24 protein-coding genes are annotated in these 22,887 nt (G+C 33.1%); 1 reads left to right on the top strand and 23 read right to left on the bottom strand.

Annotation, left to right across the window (positions count from 1 at the left end):
• Positions 1 to 67: 67 nt before the first annotated feature.
• The 7 genes from pnpS to spoIIGA form a co-directional block, all read right to left on the bottom strand.
• The gene (gene pnpS, locus THEBR_RS04235) at positions 68 to 1,438 is read right to left on the bottom strand and encodes a two-component system histidine kinase PnpS (RefSeq protein WP_012269190.1); all 1,371 of its coding nucleotides are present in this window, start codon (positions 1,436 to 1,438) and stop codon (positions 68 to 70) included.
• Positions 1,438 to 2,142 carry a response regulator transcription factor gene (locus THEBR_RS04230; protein ID WP_003867940.1) on the bottom strand — a complete coding sequence of 235 codons (705 nt, stop codon included), beginning with the start codon at positions 2,140 to 2,142 and terminating at the stop codon, positions 1,438 to 1,440. Before THEBR_RS04230 ends, pnpS begins: the two co-directional genes overlap by 1 nt.
• A 52-nt stretch (positions 2,143 to 2,194) precedes the next feature.
• On the bottom strand, positions 2,195 to 2,671 hold the full coding sequence (nrdR, locus tag THEBR_RS04225) for a transcriptional regulator NrdR (protein ID WP_003867939.1): 477 nt from the start codon (positions 2,669 to 2,671) through the stop codon (positions 2,195 to 2,197).
• Positions 2,672 to 2,738: 67 nt separating this feature from the next.
• Entirely contained in the window at positions 2,739 to 2,984 is a 246-nt protein-coding gene (locus THEBR_RS04220) for a YlmC/YmxH family sporulation protein (protein ID WP_003867938.1), read from the bottom strand.
• A gap of 68 nt (positions 2,985 to 3,052) precedes the next feature.
• On the bottom strand, positions 3,053 to 3,823 hold the full coding sequence (gene sigG / locus THEBR_RS04215) for an RNA polymerase sporulation sigma factor SigG (protein ID WP_004402381.1): 771 nt from the start codon (positions 3,821 to 3,823) through the stop codon (positions 3,053 to 3,055).
• Positions 3,824 to 3,892: 69 nt separating this feature from the next.
• A complete protein-coding gene (gene sigE / locus THEBR_RS04210) occupies positions 3,893 to 4,618 on the bottom strand; it encodes an RNA polymerase sporulation sigma factor SigE (protein WP_003871580.1) in 726 nt (241 codons plus the stop codon).
• Positions 4,619 to 4,632: 14 nt separating this feature from the next.
• A complete protein-coding gene (spoIIGA, locus tag THEBR_RS04205; RefSeq protein ID WP_012269189.1) occupies positions 4,633 to 5,463 on the bottom strand; it encodes a sigma-E processing peptidase SpoIIGA in 831 nt (276 codons plus the stop codon).
• Between the two features lie 282 nt (positions 5,464 to 5,745).
• On the opposite strand from spoIIGA, the gene THEBR_RS12210 reads away from it, so the two are divergent.
• A complete protein-coding gene (locus tag THEBR_RS12210; RefSeq protein WP_003869009.1) occupies positions 5,746 to 5,904 on the top strand; it encodes a hypothetical protein in 159 nt (52 codons plus the stop codon).
• Between the two features lie 23 nt (positions 5,905 to 5,927).
• Here THEBR_RS12210 and ftsZ read toward each other — a convergent pair whose 3' ends face one another.
• The 16 genes from ftsZ to mraZ all read right to left on the bottom strand — a co-directional run bounded on the left by ftsZ (position 5,928) and on the right by mraZ (position 22,837).
• On the bottom strand, positions 5,928 to 7,001 hold the full coding sequence (ftsZ, locus tag THEBR_RS04200) for a cell division protein FtsZ (RefSeq protein WP_004402383.1): 1,074 nt from the start codon (positions 6,999 to 7,001) through the stop codon (positions 5,928 to 5,930).
• A gap of 15 nt (positions 7,002 to 7,016) precedes the next feature.
• Positions 7,017 to 8,243, bottom strand: a complete 1,227-nt coding sequence (gene ftsA, locus THEBR_RS04195) for a cell division protein FtsA (protein ID WP_004402384.1) — start codon at positions 8,241 to 8,243, stop codon at positions 7,017 to 7,019.
• Between the two features lie 25 nt (positions 8,244 to 8,268).
• Positions 8,269 to 8,613 (bottom strand): small basic family protein, encoded by a 345-nt coding sequence (locus THEBR_RS04190; RefSeq protein WP_012269188.1) that lies wholly within the window; start codon positions 8,611 to 8,613, stop codon positions 8,269 to 8,271.
• A complete protein-coding gene (locus tag THEBR_RS04185; protein WP_004402385.1) occupies positions 8,613 to 9,335 on the bottom strand; it encodes a DUF881 domain-containing protein in 723 nt (240 codons plus the stop codon). Before THEBR_RS04185 ends, THEBR_RS04190 begins: the two co-directional genes overlap by 1 nt.
• A 15-nt stretch (positions 9,336 to 9,350) precedes the next feature.
• Positions 9,351 to 10,064 carry a cell division protein FtsQ/DivIB gene (locus THEBR_RS04180; protein ID WP_012269187.1) on the bottom strand — a complete coding sequence of 238 codons (714 nt, stop codon included), beginning with the start codon at positions 10,062 to 10,064 and terminating at the stop codon, positions 9,351 to 9,353.
• A gap of 57 nt (positions 10,065 to 10,121) precedes the next feature.
• Positions 10,122 to 11,375 carry a UDP-N-acetylglucosamine 1-carboxyvinyltransferase gene (murA, locus tag THEBR_RS04175; protein WP_012269186.1) on the bottom strand — a complete coding sequence of 418 codons (1,254 nt, stop codon included), beginning with the start codon at positions 11,373 to 11,375 and terminating at the stop codon, positions 10,122 to 10,124.
• Positions 11,376 to 11,448: 73 nt separating this feature from the next.
• Complete coding sequence (gene murG / locus THEBR_RS04170) at positions 11,449 to 12,543, bottom strand: undecaprenyldiphospho-muramoylpentapeptide beta-N-acetylglucosaminyltransferase (protein WP_009052546.1); 1,095 nt, start codon at positions 12,541 to 12,543, stop codon at positions 11,449 to 11,451.
• Positions 12,544 to 12,549: 6 nt separating this feature from the next.
• A complete protein-coding gene (gene spoVE / locus THEBR_RS04165; protein ID WP_003867927.1) occupies positions 12,550 to 13,656 on the bottom strand; it encodes a stage V sporulation protein E in 1,107 nt (368 codons plus the stop codon).
• 4 nt (positions 13,657 to 13,660) lie between these two features.
• Entirely contained in the window at positions 13,661 to 15,025 is a 1,365-nt protein-coding gene (murD, locus tag THEBR_RS04160; protein WP_012269185.1) for a UDP-N-acetylmuramoyl-L-alanine--D-glutamate ligase, read from the bottom strand.
• A gap of 12 nt (positions 15,026 to 15,037) precedes the next feature.
• Entirely contained in the window at positions 15,038 to 15,988 is a 951-nt protein-coding gene (mraY, locus tag THEBR_RS04155; protein WP_009052548.1) for a phospho-N-acetylmuramoyl-pentapeptide-transferase, read from the bottom strand.
• A gap of 1 nt (position 15,989) precedes the next feature.
• Positions 15,990 to 17,375 carry a UDP-N-acetylmuramoyl-tripeptide--D-alanyl-D-alanine ligase gene (locus tag THEBR_RS04150; protein WP_009052549.1) on the bottom strand — a complete coding sequence of 462 codons (1,386 nt, stop codon included), beginning with the start codon at positions 17,373 to 17,375 and terminating at the stop codon, positions 15,990 to 15,992.
• Positions 17,372 to 18,823 (bottom strand): UDP-N-acetylmuramoyl-L-alanyl-D-glutamate--2,6-diaminopimelate ligase, encoded by a 1,452-nt coding sequence (locus tag THEBR_RS04145; RefSeq protein ID WP_009052550.1) that lies wholly within the window; start codon positions 18,821 to 18,823, stop codon positions 17,372 to 17,374. Before THEBR_RS04145 ends, THEBR_RS04150 begins: the two co-directional genes overlap by 4 nt.
• Before the next feature lie 83 nt (positions 18,824 to 18,906).
• Positions 18,907 to 20,925: a stage V sporulation protein D gene (locus tag THEBR_RS04140; protein ID WP_483027679.1), complete on the bottom strand. Its 2,019-nt coding sequence runs from the start codon at positions 20,923 to 20,925 to the stop codon at positions 18,907 to 18,909.
• Between the two features lie 69 nt (positions 20,926 to 20,994).
• Entirely contained in the window at positions 20,995 to 21,438 is a 444-nt protein-coding gene (gene ftsL, locus THEBR_RS04135) for a cell division protein FtsL (protein WP_012269184.1), read from the bottom strand.
• Positions 21,439 to 21,466: 28 nt separating this feature from the next.
• The gene (gene rsmH, locus THEBR_RS04130) at positions 21,467 to 22,393 is read right to left on the bottom strand and encodes a 16S rRNA (cytosine(1402)-N(4))-methyltransferase RsmH (RefSeq protein WP_012269183.1); all 927 of its coding nucleotides are present in this window, start codon (positions 22,391 to 22,393) and stop codon (positions 21,467 to 21,469) included.
• A 12-nt stretch (positions 22,394 to 22,405) separates the two neighbouring features.
• Positions 22,406 to 22,837, bottom strand: a complete 432-nt coding sequence (mraZ, locus tag THEBR_RS04125) for a division/cell wall cluster transcriptional repressor MraZ (RefSeq protein ID WP_012269182.1) — start codon at positions 22,835 to 22,837, stop codon at positions 22,406 to 22,408.
• Positions 22,838 to 22,887 lie beyond the last annotated feature (50 nt).

Here is a 22,887-nt window from a genome sequence, read left to right as displayed (position 1 = left end):
AATTCCTTAAATTTTTTTGTACAAGTACATTGTAACAGTCTATTGTAAATTCAATATTAAGATATTGTTAAGTCTTTGTTAAATCAGTTTTGTTGAATTTTATAATAAATTTTGTACCTCTCCCTACTTCACTTTCTACAAAAATTTCTCCTTTCATAGATTCCACAATATGTTTAACTATAGCAAGTCCCAATCCTGTACCACCTAATTTTCTTGAGCGACTTTTGTCAACTCGATAAAATCTCTCAAAAAGCCTAGGAATATTTTCTTTCGAAATTCCTATACCGTTGTCTTCAACTGTAACAATTATTTTATCCCCCTCTTCTCTGGTAGATACCTTTACAAATCCTCCCTCTGGAGTGTATTTTATACCATTATCTATTAAATTAATCATCATTTGATGAAATCTATCTTTATTAGTTTTTATCACTAAATCTGTACAATTTAAATCTTTTTTCAACGTTATATTTTTATTTCTCGCGACCTTGTCCATTATATATAATATATCCTCTATCTCATTATCTAATTCTATTTCTTCTTTAGGATAACCTTCTTTAACATTTTCTATTTCAGAAAGAGTGAGTATATCGTTTATAAGTCTTGTAAGTCTTTCAGACTCAAAATCAATTATATCTAAAAATTTATCTCTTGCCTGCGGATTGTCAATAGCACCATTTCTTAAAGTTTCAATAAAGCCTCTAATAGAAGTCAAAGGAGTTCTCAGCTCATGGGACACATTTGCAACAAATTCGCTTCTTATTTTTTCCAATCTTCTCATTTCTGTAATATCATCTATTATTAACACAAAACCTAAATTTTGATGGGAAATTGGATGAAGAATTGGACTAGTATACACTTTGAGGTGTTTGTTGAAAACATTTAGTTCTAAACTTTTGGAAGGGGAATTTTTATTTTTCTTAACATCTTCAAAAAAGTCATGTAATTTACTATTTCTTACAATTTCTAAGATATGTCTTCCAATTAAATCTTTCTCTTTTATATTTAGAATTTTCCTCGCAGCGTCATTTATAAGTAATATCTTCTCATTATTATCAAAAGCGATAACCCCATTTACTATGCTTTTTAAAATGGCTTCTAATTTTGCGTTTCTATCATTTAATTCCTCTATTGTTTCTTTTAATTTATAAGACATAGAATCTACTGCAAGAGAAAGTTCTTTTATTTCATCAATAGAATCGCTTTCAAGCCTATGACTGTATATCCCCTTTGCAATATCCTTTGTGATTTCAGTTATCTCTTTTATAGGCTCTACTATATTTTTTATAAATCTATAACTTAAAAAAAATGTTACTAAAATTCCTAATAAAATAGCAAAAATAAATTTAGTCATTGGAACATAGCCTAAAAAAAATATGGCGACTATTAAAATTCCAAGTAGGTTTATAAAAAACAATTTACAATAGGATTTTTTCAACATTACGCTTCACCTTTATCATTTAACTTATACCCAATTCCTCTTACAGTTTCAATATATACAGGGGATTTATCATCGTCTTCTATTTTCTTTCTTAAATGCCTGATGTGTACATCAACAGTTCGAGTTTCTCCAGCATATTCATATCCCCATACTTTGTCTAAAAGATAGTCTCTAGTTAATACTTTACCCATATTTTGAGACAAAAGTTTTAAAAGCTCAAACTCTTTTAAAGTCAATTCTAGGACTTTTCCTTTTTTATAAACCAAATGCTTCCCAGTATCTATAACTATATCACCAAATTTTATTATTTCTTCTTTTTCTTCTTCTGGTTGTTGGGTTCGCCGAAGAACAGCTTTAATTCGAGCTAACAATTCTCTTACGCTGAAAGGCTTTGTTATATAATCATCTGCTCCCAACTCCAATCCCAATACTTTATCAAATTCTTCGCTTTTTGCTGTTAACATTATTATCGGTATATTTTTCGTTTCATCATTCTTTTTTAAAATTTTACATATTTCCAGTCCATCTACATCTGGCAACATCAAATCTAATATAACCAAATCGGGTTTTCCTTCAAATGCTTTATCCAAGCCTTCTTTTCCATTTTCCGAAGTAATAACTTTGTACCCTGCTGCTTCCAAGTTGTATCTTAAAAGTTCCAATATATGAATTTCATCTTCTATAACCAAAACCGTATGGGCCATTTTGACACCTCCAGATAATATGGCTTGTACACATTTGAAGCAAAAAATAAAATTATGTCTTTTCTTTTTTTGTCTCATTCTCTTTAAGAAGTTTCTTAAGTTCATCCATAAAAGTATTTATGTCTTTAAACTGCCTATAAACAGAAGCAAATCTGACATAAGCTACTTCATCTACATTTTTAAGTTTTTCCATTACCATTTCTCCGATTTCGGTGGAGGTTATTTCCCTTTCCATTGAATTTATTATTCTTTTGTCAATTTCATCTGTAATTTCTTCTAACACCTTTATAGGCACTGGCCTTTTTTCGCAAGCTTTTATCATGCCTTTTAATATTTTATCTCTGTCATAGACTTCTCGGCGATTGTCTTTTTTTATTACAAGTATAGGCAATTGTTCTACTTTCTCATAAGTAGTAAATCTCTTCCCACATTTTAAACATTCCCTTCTTCTCCTTATAGAAGTGTTATCATCTGTAGGTCGAGAATCAATAACTTTTGAATCTGGATACCCACAATAAGGGCATTTCATCTTATTACCTCCAACAATTCTTAATTGTTTAATAAAATTATAATAAACTTGTTTTCATTAGTCAAACTTAAGCTTCTCTGTCTTTGAAATCTACTAATATAACGTCCGTTCCAATCTTTTTTATAGATTCCCACGGCAAGTATATTTCTATATCTTTATTAAAAAACCTAAAAAAACTTGTTTCTTTCGGTATAACAATTCCCTCTACTCTTCCTTCTTCAAGGTTTACTTCAATGTCAATTATATTCCCTAATTTTTCTCCTGTATTTATATCTATAACATCTTTATCTCTTAATTCTGAAGCTTTAATCATCCTCATTTCCCCCTTTTGTCCTTTTCATAAAATTATATGAAAAAATCTAGCTTATCATTCCTGATAAGCTAGATGTATTTCCTCATGTGATTTAAAGCCGCTTTTTCTAATCTTGAAACTTGTGCTTGAGATATTCCTATCTCTTTTGCTACCTCCATCTGGGTTTTCCCTTCAAAAAATCTCATCGTCAATATCATTTTTTCCCTTTCGCTTAGTTTTTGTATTGCTTCTTTTAATGCAATTTTCTCTAGCCACACTTCATCCATATTTTTGTCATCGCTGACTTGGTCCATCACATAAATTGCATCTCCACCATCATGATATATAGGTTCAAACAAAGAAACCGGTTCTTGAATAGCATCAAGAGCCATTACCACTTCCTCTCTTGGAAGGTCCAGCTCTTTAGCTATTTCGCCTACTGTCGGCTCTTTGGAATTTTCCGATACTAATTTGTCCCTTACCTGTAATGCTTTATAGGCTATATCTCTTAAAGAGCGGCTCACCCTTATAGGAGTGTTATCTCTTAAGTATCTTCTTATTTCTCCAATTATCATTGGAACAGCATAAGTAGAAAATTTTACATTTTGATTTAAGTCAAAATTGTCAATAGCTTTTATAAGCCCTATACATCCTACTTGAAACAAATCATCTACGTATTCCCCGCGATTATTAAATCTTTGAATAACACTTAGTACCAATCGCAAATTGCCATTTATAAATTCTTCTCTTGCTTTTTTGTCTCCATTTTTCATCCGCTGCAGTAGCTCTTTTTGCTTGGAAGGTTTTAAAACAGGTAACTTAGAGGTATTGACACCGCAAATTTCAACTTTGTTATTCATAAATCCTGCCCCCACATGTTTAGCTTATTAACAGTATTGCCGGCAGGATAAAAAAATATACAGAAACGCTTAAACTAGTCTATTCATTTCTTTTTTTAATCTTTTTAAAATCTTTTTTTCTAAGCGAGAAATATAGGACTGTGAAATTCCCAACATATCTGCCACTTCTTTTTGAGTCTTTTCTACTCCACCCTCTAATCCAAATCTAAGTCCTATTATCTTTTTTTCTCTATCTGGTAATTTCTTTAATGCAGAAGTCAATAATTCCTTTTCTACTTCATCTTCGATATATTTATAAACTGTTTCATTATCAGTGCCTAAAATATCTGAAAGCAAAAGTTCATTTCCATCCCAATCTACATTTAAAGGTTCATCAAAAGAAACCTCTAATTTAGTTTTGCTATTCCTTCTTAAATACATTAATATCTCATTCTCAATGCATCGAGAAGCATAAGTAGCTAATTTTATTTTTTTCTTAGGATTGAAAGTATTAATAGCTTTTATAAGTCCAATCGTGCCAATAGATATTAAATCTTCGATTCCTACTCCTGTGTTTTCAAATTTTTTTGCTATATATACTACCAATCTTAAATTTCTTTCAATAAGTACCGTTTTTGCTTCATTATCTCCTTTTTCCATTTTTGAAATTAAATATATTTCTTCTTCTACAGAAAGAGGTGGAGGTAATGCTTCACTTCCTCCAATATAAAATATGCCTTCAGATAAATCTAAAAAATCAAGGATTTTTTTCCACAACAATAGCATTTCTATTTTTACTTTTGTTTTTAGTTGCACTTCCAACACCCCCATTATACTAAAATTTCTGGTGCTAACAACGCCGCATAATTACCATATTTATCTATTTGGCTTTTGTATACTCCTACTATTACATTCCTTATCTCTTTTTCACCTACCACTAATTTATCTGGCTTAAATCCTAACATTATTCCTTTAGACTGTCCTACTGATATAAAGGGTATTAACCTTATCCTTGATAACCATCTTTCCTCTTTCAAAACTTCAAAAATTTTGTTAAAATCTATCTTCTCTTCATTTAATAAAATTTCCATATTATCAGGAAGTATATTTTTCATAGCCAAAAACTCTACTACCACAACAGGCGATTTAGTTAAAGGGTCGTATAATCTATTTCCAGTATCCAATAATCCTTTTATCTCTACTTGTTTTTGAAAAATTTCTATTTTTATGCTGTATAACATTTTTTCCTCTTTTGATTTTCTCACTATATAATCCCAATTAGTATAGAAAAGTAAAATAGCTATCAATATTCCAATCCATAAACTGTGTAAATTAAATTTTGCCGTATACAAAACTGCAAAAATTGTCCCACCTATCGCAAAAGAAATTAGATAAAAAACTGCTAAAATTCTCAAAAATTCTTTTAATGTTTTTGGAGTAAATGCCATATATATTATTAAGAGAGATAAAATAATTTTTGCGAAAACTTCGTGAATCATCTTATAAGGTAACAAAAAAAATATTAGGACATAACACGCTCCCAATAATGCACCTAAAAAAAGCTTAATAGGTTTGCTGCCCTTTTTAGAAAATTTTCGTGTAAGGGATAAAATAAGATAGTTAATAATTAAATTTTCGAAAAAAATTACGTCTAAATACATTCATACCATCCCCGGGGACTCTTTTAATCCTTATACAATGTATATTCCCATTTGCTTATTTTATTCATATTATAAAATAAAAATCTCAAATTTATTGTAATATTTTGGAATAAAAATAAGGTTGTTTTTGTAGAATTTTTGCATAAAAAAATCTGCAAAGAAACCTTTGCAGATCAGACTGTAGACAAACTTTCGTAAAGGAGATATTTTGCATAAGGAGCGACTTGTTACAAAGCGGTAACAAAACTTAGCAAGACCGAGGGTGGAGGCAGGGCCGAAGCCATGGATGGCGAAGGCGGGCACCTTAAGGCATGGATGCCGATTGTGCCCGGTACCCTGCCGGAGCCCGAAGGTCGAGCTTTAGTTTTGTCGCTTTGGAACATCGGAGCGACGATGCAAAATATCTCCTTTGAATATTTTTTAACTTTGTCAACAAACTGATCTGCAAAGAAACCTTTGCAGATTTATCGTCTCCCTCTTCTTAAAAAAGTAGGTATATCTAAATCATCACTCTCTATAACATTTTCTAATTTTACTTCAGGCTCCCTAGTGTCTTTTTTCTTTGCTGTATCCTTAGATTTTTCATTTCTTTCAAATCCTGTAGCTATAACAGTAATCCTTATTTGGTCCTCTAATGCCTCGTCTATTACTGCACCAAATATAATATTTGCATCAGGGTCAGCAGCCTCATAGATAAAATTAGCCGCTTCATTAACTTCAAATATGGTTAAATTCGGACCTCCTGCAATATTCAAAAGAATTCCTCTTGAGCCTTCAATTGAAGTCTCTAATAGTGGACTATGAATGGCTTGTTTCGCTGCCTCAGTAGCTTTATTTTCCCCAGAAGCTATGCCTATTCCCATATGTGCAAGACCTGTATTTGTCATAATCGTTTTTACATCAGCAAAATCCACATTGACAAGTCCAGGAACTGCAATAAGATCGGATATACCTTGAACACCTTGTCTTAAAACATCATCCGCTAATTTAAAAGCATCGATCATTGAAGTCTTTTTCTCTACAACTTGCAATAATCTATCATTAGGAATAGTAATAAGAGCATCTACATGTTTTTTAAGTTCTTCAATGCCCATTTCTGCATGGGCCATCCTTTTTCTCCCTTCAAAGGTAAAAGGCTTGGTAACTACTCCTACAGTCAAAATTCCTAATTCTTTTGCTATTTCCGCCACAACAGGAGCAGCTCCTGTTCCTGTGCCTCCTCCCATGCCAGAAGTGATAAATATCATATCAGCACCTTTTATAACTCGTTCTATTTCTTCTCTAGATTCTTCAGCAGCTTTTTTCCCAATTTCAGGGTTTGCTCCTGCTCCTAACCCTTTTGTTAATTTTTCACCAATTTGTATTTTTATTTCAGCTTTCGATAAATAAAGAGCCTGCTTGTCTGTATTAATTGCAATAAACTCAACACCGCGAAGGCCAGCATCAATCATTCGATTTACAGCATTTCCGCCTCCACCACCAACTCCTATTACTTTAATAGCAGCAAATTGTTCCATATCAGTTTCTATACCTATCACAAAAAACCCTCCTCTTTACGCCCAAAAATCGCTAAATATTTCTTTGAGTTTATCAACTAATTTAGAACTCTTTTTCTCTTTTTTATCAGTCGGTTGGACATTATGCATAAACCTCTTATTGTTATATACATATTTTACCACTCCTACCCCTGCCGAGTAAATAGGAGTTGCTACTCCGATATTTTGCGGAGAACCAATGCGAATGTTTCTATTAAAAATTTTTTGTGCCAACTCTATATTTCCCTTTAAAAAGGAAATGCCTCCACCTGTTATGACTACATTTGTAACAATGTCTTCCAGAACTTTTGCTTCTTCCAATCTCTCATACACAAGCATTAAAAGTTCAGAAACCCTCGCTTCTATTATATCAGATATTTCATTTACATCTGTAGCTGATTTGCTTTTACCTGCTAAACTAGCAATTTTAATTGGTTCCAGCTTTTCAGGGGATAATTTTTCTAAAGTTCCATATTTCTTCTTTATATTTTCGGCTTCTTCAAAAGAAATCTTTAACCCTATAGATAAATCGTTTGTGATATGCCATCCACCGACTGCTATCATAGATGAATAAATAAGGCTGCCATACTTAAAAACAGAAATATCAGTCACTCCTGCACCCACATCAATTAATGCAACCCCCAACTCTTTTTCATCTTTTAAAAGTACTGCTTCTCCTGTAGCTAAAGGGCCTACAATTATTCCCTCTACCTCTAACCCTGCTTTTTTAACGCACTTTTCCATATTTTGAATAGCGGTAACACTACCTGTTACTATAGCGGCATTTACCTCTAACCTTATACCCGCCATTCCAACAGGGTCTTTTATTTCCCCATACCCATCCACAATATATTCTAATGGTATAACATCGATAATTTCTTTATCAGAAGGAATAGCAATGATTTTAGCAGCTTGTAAAACTCTATCCACATCTTGTTTTGTTATTTCTCTATCTTCTCTCGATACTGCTACTACTCCATTGTTTTTATATATAGTCGTCAACCCTCCATATATTTTCAAATACACAGAGGATATTTTTTGGTTGGCCATTCTTTCCGCTTGCTCCACAGACTTTTTTATAGAATAGGCAGTTTCATCTATATCTACAATAACCCCTTTTTTAACCCCATAACACGGATAATAGCCAATCCCAACAATATGCAGTTCTCCATTTTTATCCCCTTCTCCAATAATTGTACATACTTTAGATGTGCCAATGTCTAAACCAACTATTAAATCACCCATTATCAAATCCTCCTTCAGGAGACTGCTATCTTTTTCGCATCTTGTCTATCAGATATCTCCTTATATATGCAAAATTGACAAATAGCCTGCTTCCAAATACAAAAATTGCCGCAAGATAAATAGGAACTCCTAACACATCTCCAATATAAGCAAGGCCTCCTGCCAATATCGCATTGCCAAAAAAGCCAGTTATAAAAATAAGATTATCAAACTTCTCTTCAAGACTAGCTCTAATACCACCAAAAACTGAATCCAACGCTGCAAGAATAGCAACAGATAAATAAGAAACATAAGTGCTGGGGATATTAATTGGCAAAATAAAACCTATCACTATTCCTATTAATAAACTAATTATTATAATATAAGCCATTACTTGTTCTCTCCTTCAACTAAAGGTTTTGCATATCTAAACTTTATCACTCCGTCATATTTTTTAATCAATATATTGTCCGATTTTTTGATATTTACCTCTATTCCCCAAGTAGCTAAAGTATCTACTACTCCACCCTTTAGCTTAAGAGCAGCCTCTAATGTATCAGGGTCTCCAATAGCCTTTATGACATACGGCGCAGAAAAACGCACAGAATTTACATTTACTGTAGGACCAACGCACCTAATTTCTGAAGTAGCAATTAATCTTTGGTCATTTAAAGATATGGCCTCCGCTCCTGCCGCTCTTAGCTCATTTACAACTCGCAATAAGTCCTCATCGTGAACCAAAAATAAATTAGGGTCTTGTCCTGGGGGAACGGCTTGTTTGCTATCATTTATAGTTACAATTACTCCTGGACCTTGAAGGTCAGTCAGTCCTGCTAATTCTTTATATTTTTCTACATCATTTTTCAAAGTTTGAGTAATTACGCTATTCTTGGACGCAGAATCTTCGTAAGCATTTATTTTTGCTTCTAAATCATTAATCTGTTTTAGAAGAGCATCTTTTTCTGACTGCAGTTCCTTTAATTGAGCTGCCAATTCTTCTGCTCTCTGCACAGTAACTACGCCGCTTTTTTTTACTATTTTAAATTGAGTAGAAAGCATTATTCCTAATACTATTGAAACTAAAGCTACGGAAATATATACACTTTTTTTCATAAGTACCCCCATCCTCTATGGCATAAATACTGGATTGCTGTCTCCAATAATTTGAATTGTACCTTTATGATACCCTTTTTCAACCAAATCTTTTAATATTAATTCGGCAAATTTGAAAGAATAATTAATATCCAAAGGATTGTCAAAAGATATATCTATGCCATTTTTTGTAACTAATATAATTTGTCTTTCATTCATATATTTTATAACAGAACAAAAATCAGTACCTTCTATGAGTTCTAAAAGCGTTCCCAAATAACTTTTTTCAAAAATATCATTCAACTTTTTGCCAATTTGATATTTCTCAACTTTTATTCCTTCTATAACAGGAAGTTCAGGGTTATAATCGTCCTTTTTTATTACCACTCCTTCTTTATCTATCATTAAATAGTCTTTTTGATATTTGACTTGTGCAACTATTTGTCTTTCTTTTATAAATATTTCTACAGTATCAGGATATTGAATTTTTACTTTGCTTTCTTTTATATAGGGGTTAGCAAGTAAATTACTTTCTATTTTTTTAGGAGTAACTTTAAAAATATTCATTCCATAATCTATCATAGCCAACTCTTTAATATCATTATAAGATAAAATTTGATTGCCTACAACTTTTATAGTTTTAATCTCAAAATAATTTGATTGAAACATAAAAAGGTAAAGCAAAACTATAAATACTAGCATCACAAACATAAATATTAAAAACCGCTTCTTAAAAGCCCTTTTAACCATTAAACCATCCCCTGCTTGTACTTTTCTTTCGCATATGTAAAACAGCATGACGCTGTTTTACATTATTCTTACAATATCCCCTCCCACACTTTTTAAAGCCTTTTCGATTGATTCATATCCTCTATCAATGTGTTCTGCTTCTTCTACTATTGTAGCACCTTCTGCTCCCAAACCTGCAATAATCAAAGCAGCTCCTCCCCTTAAATCTCTTGCTACTACTTTTGCACCCATTAGCTTCTCAACACCACGTATTACCGCTACTCTTCCATCCACTTTTATATCTGCTCCCATTCGTATAAGTTCTTCTGTGTATTTAAATCTATTATCAAATATTGTCTCCGTAACAATAGATGTCCCATCTGCTACAGATAAAACCGAAACCATCTGGGGCTGTAAATCTGTGGGAAAGCCAGGGTATGGCAATGTAACAATCATATCTACTGCTTTGGGGCGCTTATCGCATATAATTTTTATATAATCATTTCCAGCATGTATTTCGCATCCCGTTTCTCTCAATTTTGACAACAATGGTTCTAAATGTTCTTTTAAAGCATTTACTACTGTTAATTCTCCTCGTGTCATCGCCGCAGCACAAAGATAAGTACCCGCAACAATTCTATCTGAAATTATGGTGTATTCCGCATCATGCAATCTTTTTACTCCTTCTATGATAATCGTGTTAGTACCAGCTCCTGATATTTTAGCCCCCATAGAGTTTAAAAAATTCTGCAAGTCTTCTATTTCCGGTTCTTTTGCTGCATTTCTAATGATGGTGACGCCTTCTGCAAAAACTCCCGCCAACATGATATTTTCTGTGGCTCCTACACTAGGAAGGTCTAAGTGAATTTCATTTCCTCTTATCTTCCCACCTTCACATTTAATATATCCATAAGATTCTTCCACTTTAACTCCTAATCTTCTCAAACCCTTAAGGTGTAAATCTATAGGTCTGTGTCCTATATCACAACCTCCTGGAAAACTCATCAAAGCTTTTTTGTTTCTTGATATTAAAGCCCCCATCAAAAATATAGATGACCTCATGGTTCTCATTAAGCTATCAGGTATTTCACTATCTTTTACATCCCTTGCATCTACAATAATGTCTCTGCCTTTAAAAGTTACCTTACAACCTAAATGTTCTAAAATTTCTATCATTGAATAAACATCTTTTAATTTAGGACAATCATGTATTACAGAAATCCCTTCATTTAAAATTGATGCTGCAAGGATGGGTAAAACAGAATTTTTAGCGCCATTTACCTTTAACTCACCATACAGCCTGTTCCCTCCATTAATTTTAAATTTCCCCATCTTATCACCCCTAAATTTAATACAGCTTACACCATATACTATGCATAAATAAGATGGGGTGTTACATAGGGTATTAAGTTATGCTTTTTATAAGCTTGTATATTTTCTCCGCAGCATCAATTTTAGAAATTTTTTGGGCATTATCTCTCATTTTTGAAAGTACTTGAGGATTATCCAAAAGATATTTGATTTTTTTGTATAATTTTTCTGCTGTCAAATCCTTTTCTAAAATAACATAAGAAGCTCCGGCTTTTTCTAACACCCGGGCGTTATACTCTTGGTGATTATTAGCAACATAAGGAGAAGGAATCAAAATAGAAGCAACACCTTTTGCAGTAATTTCTGCCAAAGTAATAGCCCCAGCCCTACAGATTATAATATCTGCGGCAGCATATACATCCTGCATATTGTGACAATAAGGAATTATTTTAACTGTTTCATCTATGTCTATAGTTTCAGTTTTAACTTTTTCCAACACTTTTTCATATTGATTAGCTCCTGTAATTATTAAAACTTGCAAGTTTTTATCCTTTTGCTTTAAAAATTCTACCATTGTAAAATTTATTTTTTCTGCTCCTCTACTTCCCCCTACTGATACTATTAAAGGTTTATCAGAATAAAAACCCAAATTTTTTAAACCTTCCTCTTTAGTAACTTTTAGCAATTCTCTTCTAATTGGATTACCTGTTACCACAACTTTTTCTTTATTTTTAAAATATTTAACTGATTCTTCAAAACTTACCGCTACTACTTTCACAAATCGTGATAGTACCTTATTTGTAAGGCCTGGAAAAGCATTTTGTTCATGAATCAAAGTAGGTATCCCTTTTAAAGCCGCCATCATTAAAACAGGACCGCAAACATATCCCCCTGTTCCAATTACTACATCTGGTTTAAATTCATTTAAAATATTATTTGCTTCCTTAAGACCCACCATTGCTTTATAAATAGTTTTTAACGTATCCAATGATAATTTCCTTTTAAATCCTTGCACAGTAATCGTCTTTAATTCAAAACCTTCTCTTGGTACTAACTCATTTTCTAAACCTTTTTTTGTACCTACAAATAAAATTTGAGCATTTTTTTCATTTTTTAATATTTCCTTAGCAATGGCTATGGCAGGATAAATATGTCCTCCAGTACCTCCACCTGCAAACAAATATTTCAATTATCATCAACTCCTATCTAAATTTGCATATCGTGAAATATTTAATAGTATTCCTACTCCTGCCATCATAATAACTGTAGAAGTACCTCCATAACTTATAAAAGGAAGAGACACCCCTGTAGGTGGCATAGAAGAAGTTGCAACCGCAACATTTATAAGTGTCTGCACTCCTATAAGACTTGTAATTCCTGTAGCTAAAAGGCATCCAAACATATCTGGAGCTTTTGCTGCCACTCTCAAACCTCGCAAAATAAGGTATAAAAACATCAAAAGTATAGTGACTGTACCAACAAGTCCTAATTCTTCTCCAATTATGGAAAATATAAAATCATTGTGAGGCATAGGCAGATACATAAGTTTTTGCCTGCTTCCTCCAAGTCCAACTCCAAACAGTCCTCCAGAACCTAATGCATAAAGGGATTGTACGATTTGATACCCAGATTTTTGAATATCCTGCCACGGATTTAAAAATGTAAATACCCTTTCCCGTATATACTCAAAAGATGAAAAAACAACGACCGCTGCCCCAATTCCTGCTCCAAATAAAGCTCCCATAAAAGATAATTTAGCACCTGCTACAAAGAGAATTATTACAGCCACAATAAATATAATACCAGCTGTACTAAAATTAGGCTGTAACATTATAAGACCAAAAAACAATCCTGCCAATCCTAAGACAGGCATAACTCCTTTTTTGAAACTCTTTGCATAATCAGGATGTTTGTCAAAATATTTTGCCAAGTATATAATAAGAGCATATTTTGCCACTTCAGAAGGCTGTATTGTAAAGCTTCCAACTCCTATCCATCTGGTTGCATTATACCTTTCAACTCCTATTCCAGGAATCAAGACTGCAATAAGCAATCCAATCGAAATAATAAGTAAAGGACCAGCTAACTTTTTTAAAATAGTGTAATCAAAATTCATCATAAAAACCATAGCAAAAAAACCCAATATTACCCATAACAATTGCCTTTTTAAAAAATAATAAGGGTCATTATACATATACTCAGCACTGGCAGAACTAGCACTAAAGACCATAATTACACCAATGGAGACTAGTATTAAAACTGTGAGTAAAATGCCATAATCCACAGGGTACTTTTTTTTCATTATTTTACCTCCTCAACTCTGCCACTGCCTTTTTAAAGATTCTTCCCCTCTCCTCAAAATTCCTAAACATATCCCAACTGGCACAAGCTGGTGATAAAAGTACACTATCTCCCTCTTTCGCACTTTCATAAGCTTTTTTAACAGCTTCTTCTAAGGTACCAGCAAAAAGTATGTCATCTTCAGGATAAGAATACTTCCTTGCAGTATCTCTGATTTTTTTTGCAGTTTGCCCTATCAAAATCAATTTCTTTACTTTCCCATTAAAGGCTTTTACAAACTCATCAAATTCACTACCTTTATCATAACCACCAGCAATTAAAACTATAGGGGTTTTTAAGGCCTGTATTGCTTTAATTGAAGCGTCTGGGTTAGTCCCTTTAGAATCGTTATAAAATTTTACACCATTTATTTCATCAACAAACTCAATCCTATGTTCTACACCTTTAAAAGTCTTTAAAGTATTTGCAATAACATCTGCACTAATCCCTGAAAGATATGCTACTGAAGAAGCGGCCAATGCATTCTCTAAATTGTGTTCTCCAGGAATATAAATTTCCTCTATGTCAATAATTTTTTCAGCATTTCCATTAACACTTATATAAATACTTCCATCTTTTATATATGCCCCATTTTCTAATAAACTTTTTCTACTAAAAGGAAAAACTCTGCATTTAGCCTTATTTTTTAGACTCCAAGTAACAGGGTCATCGTAATTGAGAACAGTATATTCATCTTCTCGTTGATTTTCAAAAATTCTTCCTTTTATATCCCTATAATTTTCAAAGGTTTTATGTCTGTCTAAATGATCAGGAGTAATATTTATTATACAGCTTATTTTAGGTTTAAACTCTTTTATAGTCTCTAATTGAAAGCTACTAATCTCTGCTACTATGAAATCCCCTTCTGCCGCTTCCATGACAGCATAAATAAGTGGATAACCAATATTCCCAGCAACATATACTTTTCTCCCCGTATTTTTAAACATTTCTCCTAATAAAGAAGTAGTAGTTGTCTTGCCATTTGTACCTGTAATTGCATAAATAGGAGCTTTAGAAAACCTATATGCAAACTCCACTTCTCCCAATAATTCAATTTTCTTTTCTTGTGCTGTTTTTACTATATCCGAATCAGTAGGAACACCTGGACTTAAAACAACCAAATCCACACCTTCTAAAAATTCCTTTTTGAATTTACCAAACCTAAAATCTATGGACAAACTTTTAATTTCTTCTAAATTTTCTTTTAATACATCATATTCTTTTTCATCATAAGCTATTACTTTCGCCTTCAAGCTGTCCAACACTTTACACAAAGCTATTCCGCTAACTCCTAAACCTGCCACAAGAACTTTTTTACCCTTTAGTTCCATAATTTGCACTCCTTAGCTTAAACTATAAAAAGATAAAAACATCGCAATTAAAGTAACAATCCAAAAAGCGTAGACTACATTTTGTTCTTGCCATCCTGACAGTTCAAAATGATGGTGTAAAGGACTCATTTTAAAAACTCTTTTACCAAACAATTTAAAAGACAATACCTGAATAATCACTGAAAAAGCTTCAGCCACATAAATAATACCTATCAAGGGCAAAATCAAAGGCAATTTAGTCAAAACCGCGGCAGTAGCTATAGCTCCTCCAATAGCTAAGGAACCAGTATCTCCCATAAAAATTTCCGCAGGATGACGGTTATACCTCAAAAATCCTAGCAATCCTCCTGTCAAAGCGGCACTGAACGCTCCATAAGTTATATTATTTAAAAATAAAGCTGTCATAGTGAAAAAAGCCATAACAATAAAAGATACACCTGCTGCTAATCCATCAAGCCCATCTGTCAAGTTTACACTGTTTACTGTTCCTACAATCACAAAAACTATAAAAGGAATATAAAAATTGCCAAGGTCAATAGTAGTTTTTAAAAAAGGAAAAATCACTTCTGTTCCTACATATTCTTGAGCAAAATATGAAATGATTATCGCAAGTAAAAACTGTCCAATAAGTTTTTCTCTCGCTTTTAAACCTAAAGGCCTTTTAAAATAAACCTTTAGAAAATCATCTGCAAATCCTATTAAACCATATCCCAAAAAACCTAATAACAAAATAGCCAAATATTTATTCCAATGAGAAAAAATTAAAGTAGAAATAACTGTGGCTGTAATAAACATTATTCCCCCCATTGTAGGGGTTCCAGATTTTTTTATGTGGCTTTTAGGCCCATCTTCCCTTACTTTTTGCCCAAATTTTAATTTTCTAAGATAAGGTATAAAAAGAGGACCAGAGGCCAAGCTTAGCACAAAAGCAACAACTGTAGCCAAAATTATCTTTTGTAACATTTTACTTTACCCTCTCCTGTAAAAATTGTACTATTTGTTCCATTTTCATACCTCTTGAACCTTTTACTAAAATTGAATCCCCTTCTTTGATAATATCTTTCAAAATTTCATTAACCTCTTTATTAGTGTTACAAACAAAAATATTATTCTCTTTCATCCCACAAACCTTGGATTCTTCTGCAATATATTTCGACATATCACCAGAGGTTATCAAAATATCTATATGGCTATCTGCCACCAATTTTCCTATTTCTTTGTGGGCTTCTACTGCATACTCACCTAATTCCAGCATATCTCCTAAAACTGCTATTTTTCTCTTAGCAGGTAAATCCCTTAATACGCTTAAAGCTGCTTTCATAGAATCCGGATTAGCATTATATACATCGTCAATAATTTTTATATCACCTATTTTTATTATATTAAGTCTCATTTTGCCTGGTTGAAAATCTTTTAAAGCCTCTGCCATGTCCTCTACATTAATACCAAACTCTAATCCAACACAAATTGCAGCAAGAGAATTGTACACATTGTGAATACCAGGAACCGAAAGCTTTATTTCTTTCGCCAAATTTTTATATTTTAAAGTATATTTTATATCTTTTTCTTCTTTTTCTATATCGCAAGCTTTAATTTCTCCACTTTTTATACCATATCTGTAATACTTACTTGAATACTGCAGAGGAATTTTTGATAGCATATCATCATCTGCATTTAATACAATCACATTTTCCTCTTTAAAATTTTCAATTAACTCAGTTTTTGCTTTTAATATATTTTCTCTTGAGCCTAATTTTTCGATATGAGCAACTCCTATATTTGTAAAAACTGCTACTTGAGGCTCTGCAATATTCTTTAACCTCCTAATTTCTCCAAAACCATTCATTCCCATTTCCACTACCGCAATCTGATGAGTATCTTCCAAATTAAAAATTGTCAATGGCAAGCCAATTTCATTATTAAAATTTCCCTCTGTTTTCAAAACTTTATACTTTTTAGACAATATTTGTGCAATCATATCTTTCGTAGTAGTTTTTCCACTGCTACCTGTCACAGCAATAAAAGGAATATTGAATTTTTTTCTATAATAAGAAGCAATTTTATGCAAAGCTTCTAAAGTCTCATTAACGTAAATGACATTAACTGAAAAATCTTTCAAACATTCTACATTATCCAACCTCGCAGTAATAACTGCACTAGCACCTTTGTCTATTGCATCTTTTACGAAATCTTCTCCATCGTATTTTTCCCCTTTCAAAGGGATAAATAATTCATCTTTTTTGACTTTTCTCGAATCAGTCGAAATTCCCATTACTTTGTCCTTTAAATTTCCTTTTATCAATTTTCCCTCTGTGGCTCTTACAATTTCATCTATTAAAAGTTCCATCATTTATTACCACCTTCAGACAAAATTTCTTTAACTATTTCTCTCTCATCAAAGGGAATAACCTTATTTCCTATAATTTGATAAGTTTCGTGGCCTTTGCCTGCTAATATTATTACATCGTCTTTTTGAGCATTAGTCAGAGCGTATCTTATCGCTTCTTTTCTATTTTCTATTACAACATAAGGGCAATTAGTCTTTTTTATGCCTTCCTCAATTTGTGAAATTATTTCTCTTGGGTCCTCCGAACGAGGATTGTCTGATGTCAAAATGCAAAAATCTGCATATTTTCCTGCAACTTCTCCCATCAAAGGCCTTTTAGTTTTATCCCTATCTCCTCCAGCACCAAAAAGAAGTATTTTTCTCCCAGTTTTATATTCCTTCAAGGCTTCCATTATATTCTGTATTCCGTCAGGAGTATGGGCATAATCTATGAACACATAAAAGTCTTTTCCTGTCTCCACCGGTTCAAATCGACCTTTTACTGTAACTTGACTTAAAGCCTCTCTCACACTTCGCAAAGAAATACCAAGAAAATCAGCCACTGTAATAGCAGCTAAAGCATTGTAGACATTAAACAAACCAGGAATTTTCAATGACATCTCTTCTTTTTTATCTTCAATCTGAACTTTAAACTTTACACCATCTAAACTATTCCTAATATCCTTTGCCATAACATAAGCAAAATCTTCTATACCATAAGTCAAAACCTTTGCTTTAGAACTCTCAATCATCATAGAAGAGTATTTATCATCTATATTGATAACCGACGCCCTCTTTGCCATCTTGAATAACTTACTCTTTGTCTTAGCATACTCTTCCATGTTCTGGTGAAAATCTAAATGGTCCTGGGATAAGTTGGTAAAAATTGCTATATCAAATTCACATTCGTCTACTCTATTTAATGCTAAAGAATGGGACGATACCTCCATAACTACATACTTAACACCTTTGTTCACCATAATGCTAAAAAGCTCCTGCAAATCTAACGATTCAGGTGTGGTATGTACAGAAGGTATCACTTCATCCCCTATCATATTTTGTATAGTCCCCACCAGGCCCACTTTATTATTTTGCCTTTCTAAAATCGCTTTTAGCATATAAGTAACAGAGGTTTTGCCATTTGTTCCTGTTACACCAATTAAAGTAAGTTTGCTGGTGGGGTTATTGTAAAAATTAGAAGCTATTTTTGCCATGGTAGCTCGAGCATCTTCTACTAATACTGTTGTAATGCCAGGATATTCTTTTATTTCCCTATCTGCTACCACTGCAACTGCCCCATTTTTAATAGCCTCTTCCACATAGAAAATACCATCGGTTTTAAACCCTTTTATAGCAATAAATAAATATTTCTTTTTGGCTTTACGGGAATCGTAACACACCCCACTGATGTCTATATTAGGATCTCCTTTTATCTCGCACTTAACACCCTTCAAAATATCTATTAGTTTCATGTTAGGCCTCCTCACAAAAATATCTAAAAAGCATACCACCACTAAATAGTATAGCACAATTATAGATTTTGCATAGAGGAAGTTTATTTTTCCTTAGGCCTAAACTCCACTTCTACAGTTTCGCCTTTTTTCAAAATCGTGCCTTCTTTCGGACTTTGATTCACAGCAAAACCGCTGCCTTTTATTCTTATTTTAAGCCCCAAAGAATTTAAAATTTCTGTAGCTTCTTTTACGCTTTTACCAGTTAAATCAGGAACTACTACCTCTTGTATTTTTTCAGCATTTAAGTACAAAATAACTTGTGTGTTTTCTTCTACAATTGCTCCTGGTTTAGGCATTTGGTCAAAAACAGTATCTCCATTTCCTTCTATAATAAAGTTAAGCTTATTCGATAAAATAATGTTTTCTGCTTCATAAAGCTTCATATTCCTCACATCCGGTACTACAACTGATGCAGGTTTTTCTATTCCTCTTGGCTGTACTTCCAAATATCTTAAGGTATCTTCTAAAATACTCTTTACTACAGGTGCAGCCAATTGGCTTCCAAAATGGGTTTCCGGATTATTAGGCTCATCTATTACCACCAACACAATAACTTTTGGATCCTCCGCTGGTGCAAAACCTATAAAAGATGCCACATATTTGCCTGGCATATATTTTTCTGTAGTACCAGTCTTTCCAGCTACATCAAATCCTTCAATATATCCTGCTTTGCCTGTTCCCTCTGACACTACACTTTTTAGTATTTCTCTCATTGTAGAAGAGGTCTGTTCAGAAATGACTTGCCTCACTACTTTTGGTTTAAATTCCTTCACTACTTTTCCATTTGAATCTACAATTGATTTCACAATTAGAGGTTGCATCAATTTTCCTCCATTGGCTATTGCGGAGACAGCAGTAATCATCTGAAGAGGCGTCACAGCAATACCTTGCCCAAAAGAATTAGTGGCTAACTCAACAGGCCCAACACTACTTTCTGCCAATACAAGACCTGGAGCTTCACCAGGAAGAAGTATTCCTGTCCTTTGTCCAAATCCAAAATCATGTATGTATTTATAGAGTTTTTCTACTCCTAGCCTTTGTCCTAACGTCACAAAAACTGCGTTGCAAGAATTTTGAACACCTTGAACAAAATTTTCACTGCCATGGGTAGCCCAGCAATTTATTCTATGTCCAGAAACTATAGTATAGCCCGGACAATAAAACTGTTCATTAAGACCTACAAGTTTTTCTTCTAAAGCTGCAGAAGCAGTAATTGTCTTAAAAACAGAACCAGGTTCATAAGAATCAGAAATAGCTTTATTTCGCCAAACTTTATACCATTCTTCCTGCGGTCCTTCAAAAGGATTATTAGGATTAAAATTTGGTCTATTAGCCAAAGCCAATATTTCCCCTGTTTTGGGGTCCATAACAATGGCTACTGCTCCTTTTGAAGGCTTAGAATGAACCATCGCTTGGTTAAGAGCCTTTTCTGCAAAATGCTGAATAGTTTCATCTATTGTAAGCACTACGTTATAACCTGGAAGAGGTTCAAAATACTCTTCCTCTCCCACATCCATCTTTCTACCTATAGCATCCATTGGAGTAAAAATTCTTCCCGGAATACCTCTTAAAAAGTTGTCAAATGCTAATTCAACGCCATCTAAACCCTGGTTGTCAATTCCAGTAAAACCCAAGACATGTGATGCAAGAGTATTATTGGGATAGAATCTTTTCATGTCCTCAGAAATTATTATTCCATCTATATTAAGCTTTCTTATCTCTGCTACCTTTTCGTCATCAACTTGTTTAGCAATTAACACTTCTTGTAAGTTTTTATTAGAAATCTTTTGAAGAACTTTTCCTTTATCTAAATTTAATATTTGGGCTAAAGCTTCAGCTACTGCTTCTCTTTGAGAATCAGGTATTTCTTTAGGGATAACACTTATTTTATTAACACTTATATTTTCTGCTAATACTTTGCCATTTCTATCAAATATATTTCCCCTTTTACCACTAACAGATACTTCTAAAGTCCATTGAGGAAGTGCCATCTTTTGATAATCTTCACTTTTTACTACCTGTATCCAAAAAAGTCTGAGTATAAGTCCAAAAACTACTATAGAAGATAAAAAAAGTAAAAAAAGAATTCTTCTCTTTACAGATATGGTTGGATATATTTATTATCCCCCCTATCTATTCAACACCCCCAATATCCTCATAAAAAAGTTACTTTTATCTTGTGATTTCTCTTCACCTTTTTTCTCTTCAGCTACTTTAGGCTTTTCTCCCACATTTATGTAGACTATCTGATTTTCTTCTGGCAATTGCATTCCTAATTTTTCTTTTGCAATCTCTTCAATTCGAGCGGGATTGGTTAAAGAAGCAATTTGGGCTTTTAATTGTTGATTTAAATTTTCTGCATATTGTACTTGTTTTTCCATTTTGTCTAAAGCAATTGACCTTTGATAAATTACAGTATACCTGTAAAGTATCAAAATGCTTAGAGAACTTATAAAAAACACCAAAAGTAAATTCTTTAATTTCGCATTTTTTTTAGTTTTTCTTATTTGCTCTTTCTTTTCTGAGGTATATGGGGGATACTCGTAATTATATTCTCTTTGTGCTACTATCAATTTATTCTACCTCCATTTCTTTTAGAACTTACAGTTTTTCCGCAACTCTAAGTTTTGCACTACGGGACCTGGAATTTGTTTCTATTTCCTCTTTGGAAGGTAGTACCGGTTTTTTTGTTATAATCTTCACTACCGGTTTTTTACCACAAGTACATGGCATATTAGGTGGACAAGTGCAGGGATTTTCTAATTTTTTAAAAGTATTCTTCACAATTCTATCTTCCAAAGAGTGAAATGTGATTATCGCAATGCGCCCTTTCCCCCGTAATACCTCTACCATATCCTCAATCGCCTTATCTAAACCTTTAAGTTCTTCATTGACTTCTATTCGTATGGCTTGAAATGTTCTTTTTGCTGGATGTGGTCCTTCTCTCCTGGCAGAGGCAGGAACAGCATTTTTTATAATCTCTACTAACTGAAAAGTAGTTTTTATTTCTCCTTTTTCTCTTTCTTTTACAATAAATTTAGCAATACGTGATGCCCATTTCTCTTCTCCATATTCTCTTATCACTCTTTCTAATTCTTGCTGTGAATACTTGTTCACCACATCATAGGCAGAAAAAGGTGAATTTTTGTCCATTCTCATATCCATCGGAGCATCTTTCATATAAGAAAAACCCCGTTTAACTTCTTCTAATTGATAAGAAGATACCCCCAAATCCAAAAGGATGCCATCAACCTTGTCAATATTCAAACTTTTAAGTATCTCTTTTATATTTTTAAAATTATCATTTATGTACTCTGCATTTTTGTAATTTTTAAGCCTTTCTTTGCTAGCCTTTATCGCATCTAAATCTCTATCTATCGCAATTAACTTTCCGGTGGTAAGCCTTTTTAATATTTCTTCAGAATGGCCTCCACCACCTAAAGTACCATCTACATATATTCCCTCTGGTTTTATATTTAAATATTCAATTGTCTCCTTAAGCAAAACACTTTTATGGCTGTATTCCATTTTTTATCACACCTATATATTTAATTCGTCAAGATGCTCAGCAATCTCTTCAAAAGAAACATCTGTATTGTTAGAGTATTCTTCCCAAACCTCTTTACTCCAAATTTCAACCCTTGTAGAAACTCCAATAAATATAACATCCTTTTCTATTTTGGCATGCTCTCTTAAATTAGCAGGTATAAGTATTCTTCCCTGTTTATCAATTTCGCATTCCACAGCTCCAGCTAGGAAAAATCTCGTAAATGCTCTTGCGTCTTTTTTGGTAAGTGGCAAAGTTTTAAGTTTGGCCTCAATATTTTTCCACTCCTCCAGTGAATATACGAATAAGCAATTGTCCAATCCTTTAGTCAATACAAACCTATCCCCCAGTTCTCCTCTGAATTTAGCGGGGATTATGACCCTTCCCTTTGCATCAATTGTGTGTTCGTATTGACCCATCAACATACAAAACACCAAACTTTCATTTCACATTCTCCCACTTACCACCACATTGC

The sequence above is a fragment of the Thermoanaerobacter brockii subsp. finnii Ako-1 genome (assembly GCF_000175295.2).
Classification (GTDB): Bacteria; Bacillota; Thermoanaerobacteria; order Thermoanaerobacterales; family Thermoanaerobacteraceae; genus Thermoanaerobacter; species Thermoanaerobacter pseudethanolicus.
Note: the sequence above shows the minus strand (reverse complement) of the source record. Positions and strands in the feature narration are given on the sequence as shown.

Bases quoted from the DNA above. Each gene is read 5' to 3' on its own strand.
- mraZ (WP_012269182.1), bottom strand. From the start codon at position 22,837: ATGTTGATGGGTCAATACGAACACACAATTGATGCAAAGGGAAGGGTC.
- murD (WP_012269185.1), bottom strand. From the start codon at position 15,025: ATGGAACTAAAGGGTAAAAAAGTTCTTGTGGCAGGTTTAGGAGTTAGC.
- THEBR_RS04185 (WP_004402385.1), bottom strand. From the start codon at position 9,335: ATGAAAAAAAGTGTATATATTTCCGTAGCTTTAGTTTCAATAGTATTA.
- murA (WP_012269186.1), bottom strand. From the start codon at position 11,375: ATGGGGAAATTTAAAATTAATGGAGGGAACAGGCTGTATGGTGAGTTA.
- THEBR_RS04150 (WP_009052549.1), bottom strand. From the start codon at position 17,375: ATGATGGAACTTTTAATAGATGAAATTGTAAGAGCCACAGAGGGAAAA.
- THEBR_RS12210 (WP_003869009.1), top strand. From the start codon at position 5,746: ATGGATGGCGAAGGCGGGCACCTTAAGGCATGGATGCCGATTGTGCCC.
- sigG (WP_004402381.1), bottom strand. From the start codon at position 3,823: ATGAATAACAAAGTTGAAATTTGCGGTGTCAATACCTCTAAGTTACCT.
- THEBR_RS04190 (WP_012269188.1), bottom strand. From the start codon at position 8,613: ATGGCTTATATTATAATAATTAGTTTATTAATAGGAATAGTGATAGGT.
- THEBR_RS04145 (WP_009052550.1), bottom strand. From the start codon at position 18,823: ATGAAACTAATAGATATTTTGAAGGGTGTTAAGTGCGAGATAAAAGGA.
- THEBR_RS04230 (WP_003867940.1), bottom strand. From the start codon at position 2,142: ATGGCCCATACGGTTTTGGTTATAGAAGATGAAATTCATATATTGGAA.
- nrdR (WP_003867939.1), bottom strand. From the start codon at position 2,671: ATGAAATGCCCTTATTGTGGGTATCCAGATTCAAAAGTTATTGATTCT.
- THEBR_RS04220 (WP_003867938.1), bottom strand. From the start codon at position 2,984: ATGATTAAAGCTTCAGAATTAAGAGATAAAGATGTTATAGATATAAAT.
- spoVE (WP_003867927.1), bottom strand. From the start codon at position 13,656: ATGAAAAAAAAGTACCCTGTGGATTATGGCATTTTACTCACAGTTTTA.
- THEBR_RS04180 (WP_012269187.1), bottom strand. From the start codon at position 10,064: ATGGTTAAAAGGGCTTTTAAGAAGCGGTTTTTAATATTTATGTTTGTG.
- pnpS (WP_012269190.1), bottom strand. From the start codon at position 1,438: ATGTTGAAAAAATCCTATTGTAAATTGTTTTTTATAAACCTACTTGGA.
- mraY (WP_009052548.1), bottom strand. From the start codon at position 15,988: ATGTTACAAAAGATAATTTTGGCTACAGTTGTTGCTTTTGTGCTAAGC.
- spoIIGA (WP_012269189.1), bottom strand. From the start codon at position 5,463: ATGTATTTAGACGTAATTTTTTTCGAAAATTTAATTATTAACTATCTT.
- ftsA (WP_004402384.1), bottom strand. From the start codon at position 8,243: ATGGGTGATTTAATAGTTGGTTTAGACATTGGCACATCTAAAGTATGT.
- rsmH (WP_012269183.1), bottom strand. From the start codon at position 22,393: ATGGAATACAGCCATAAAAGTGTTTTGCTTAAGGAGACAATTGAATAT.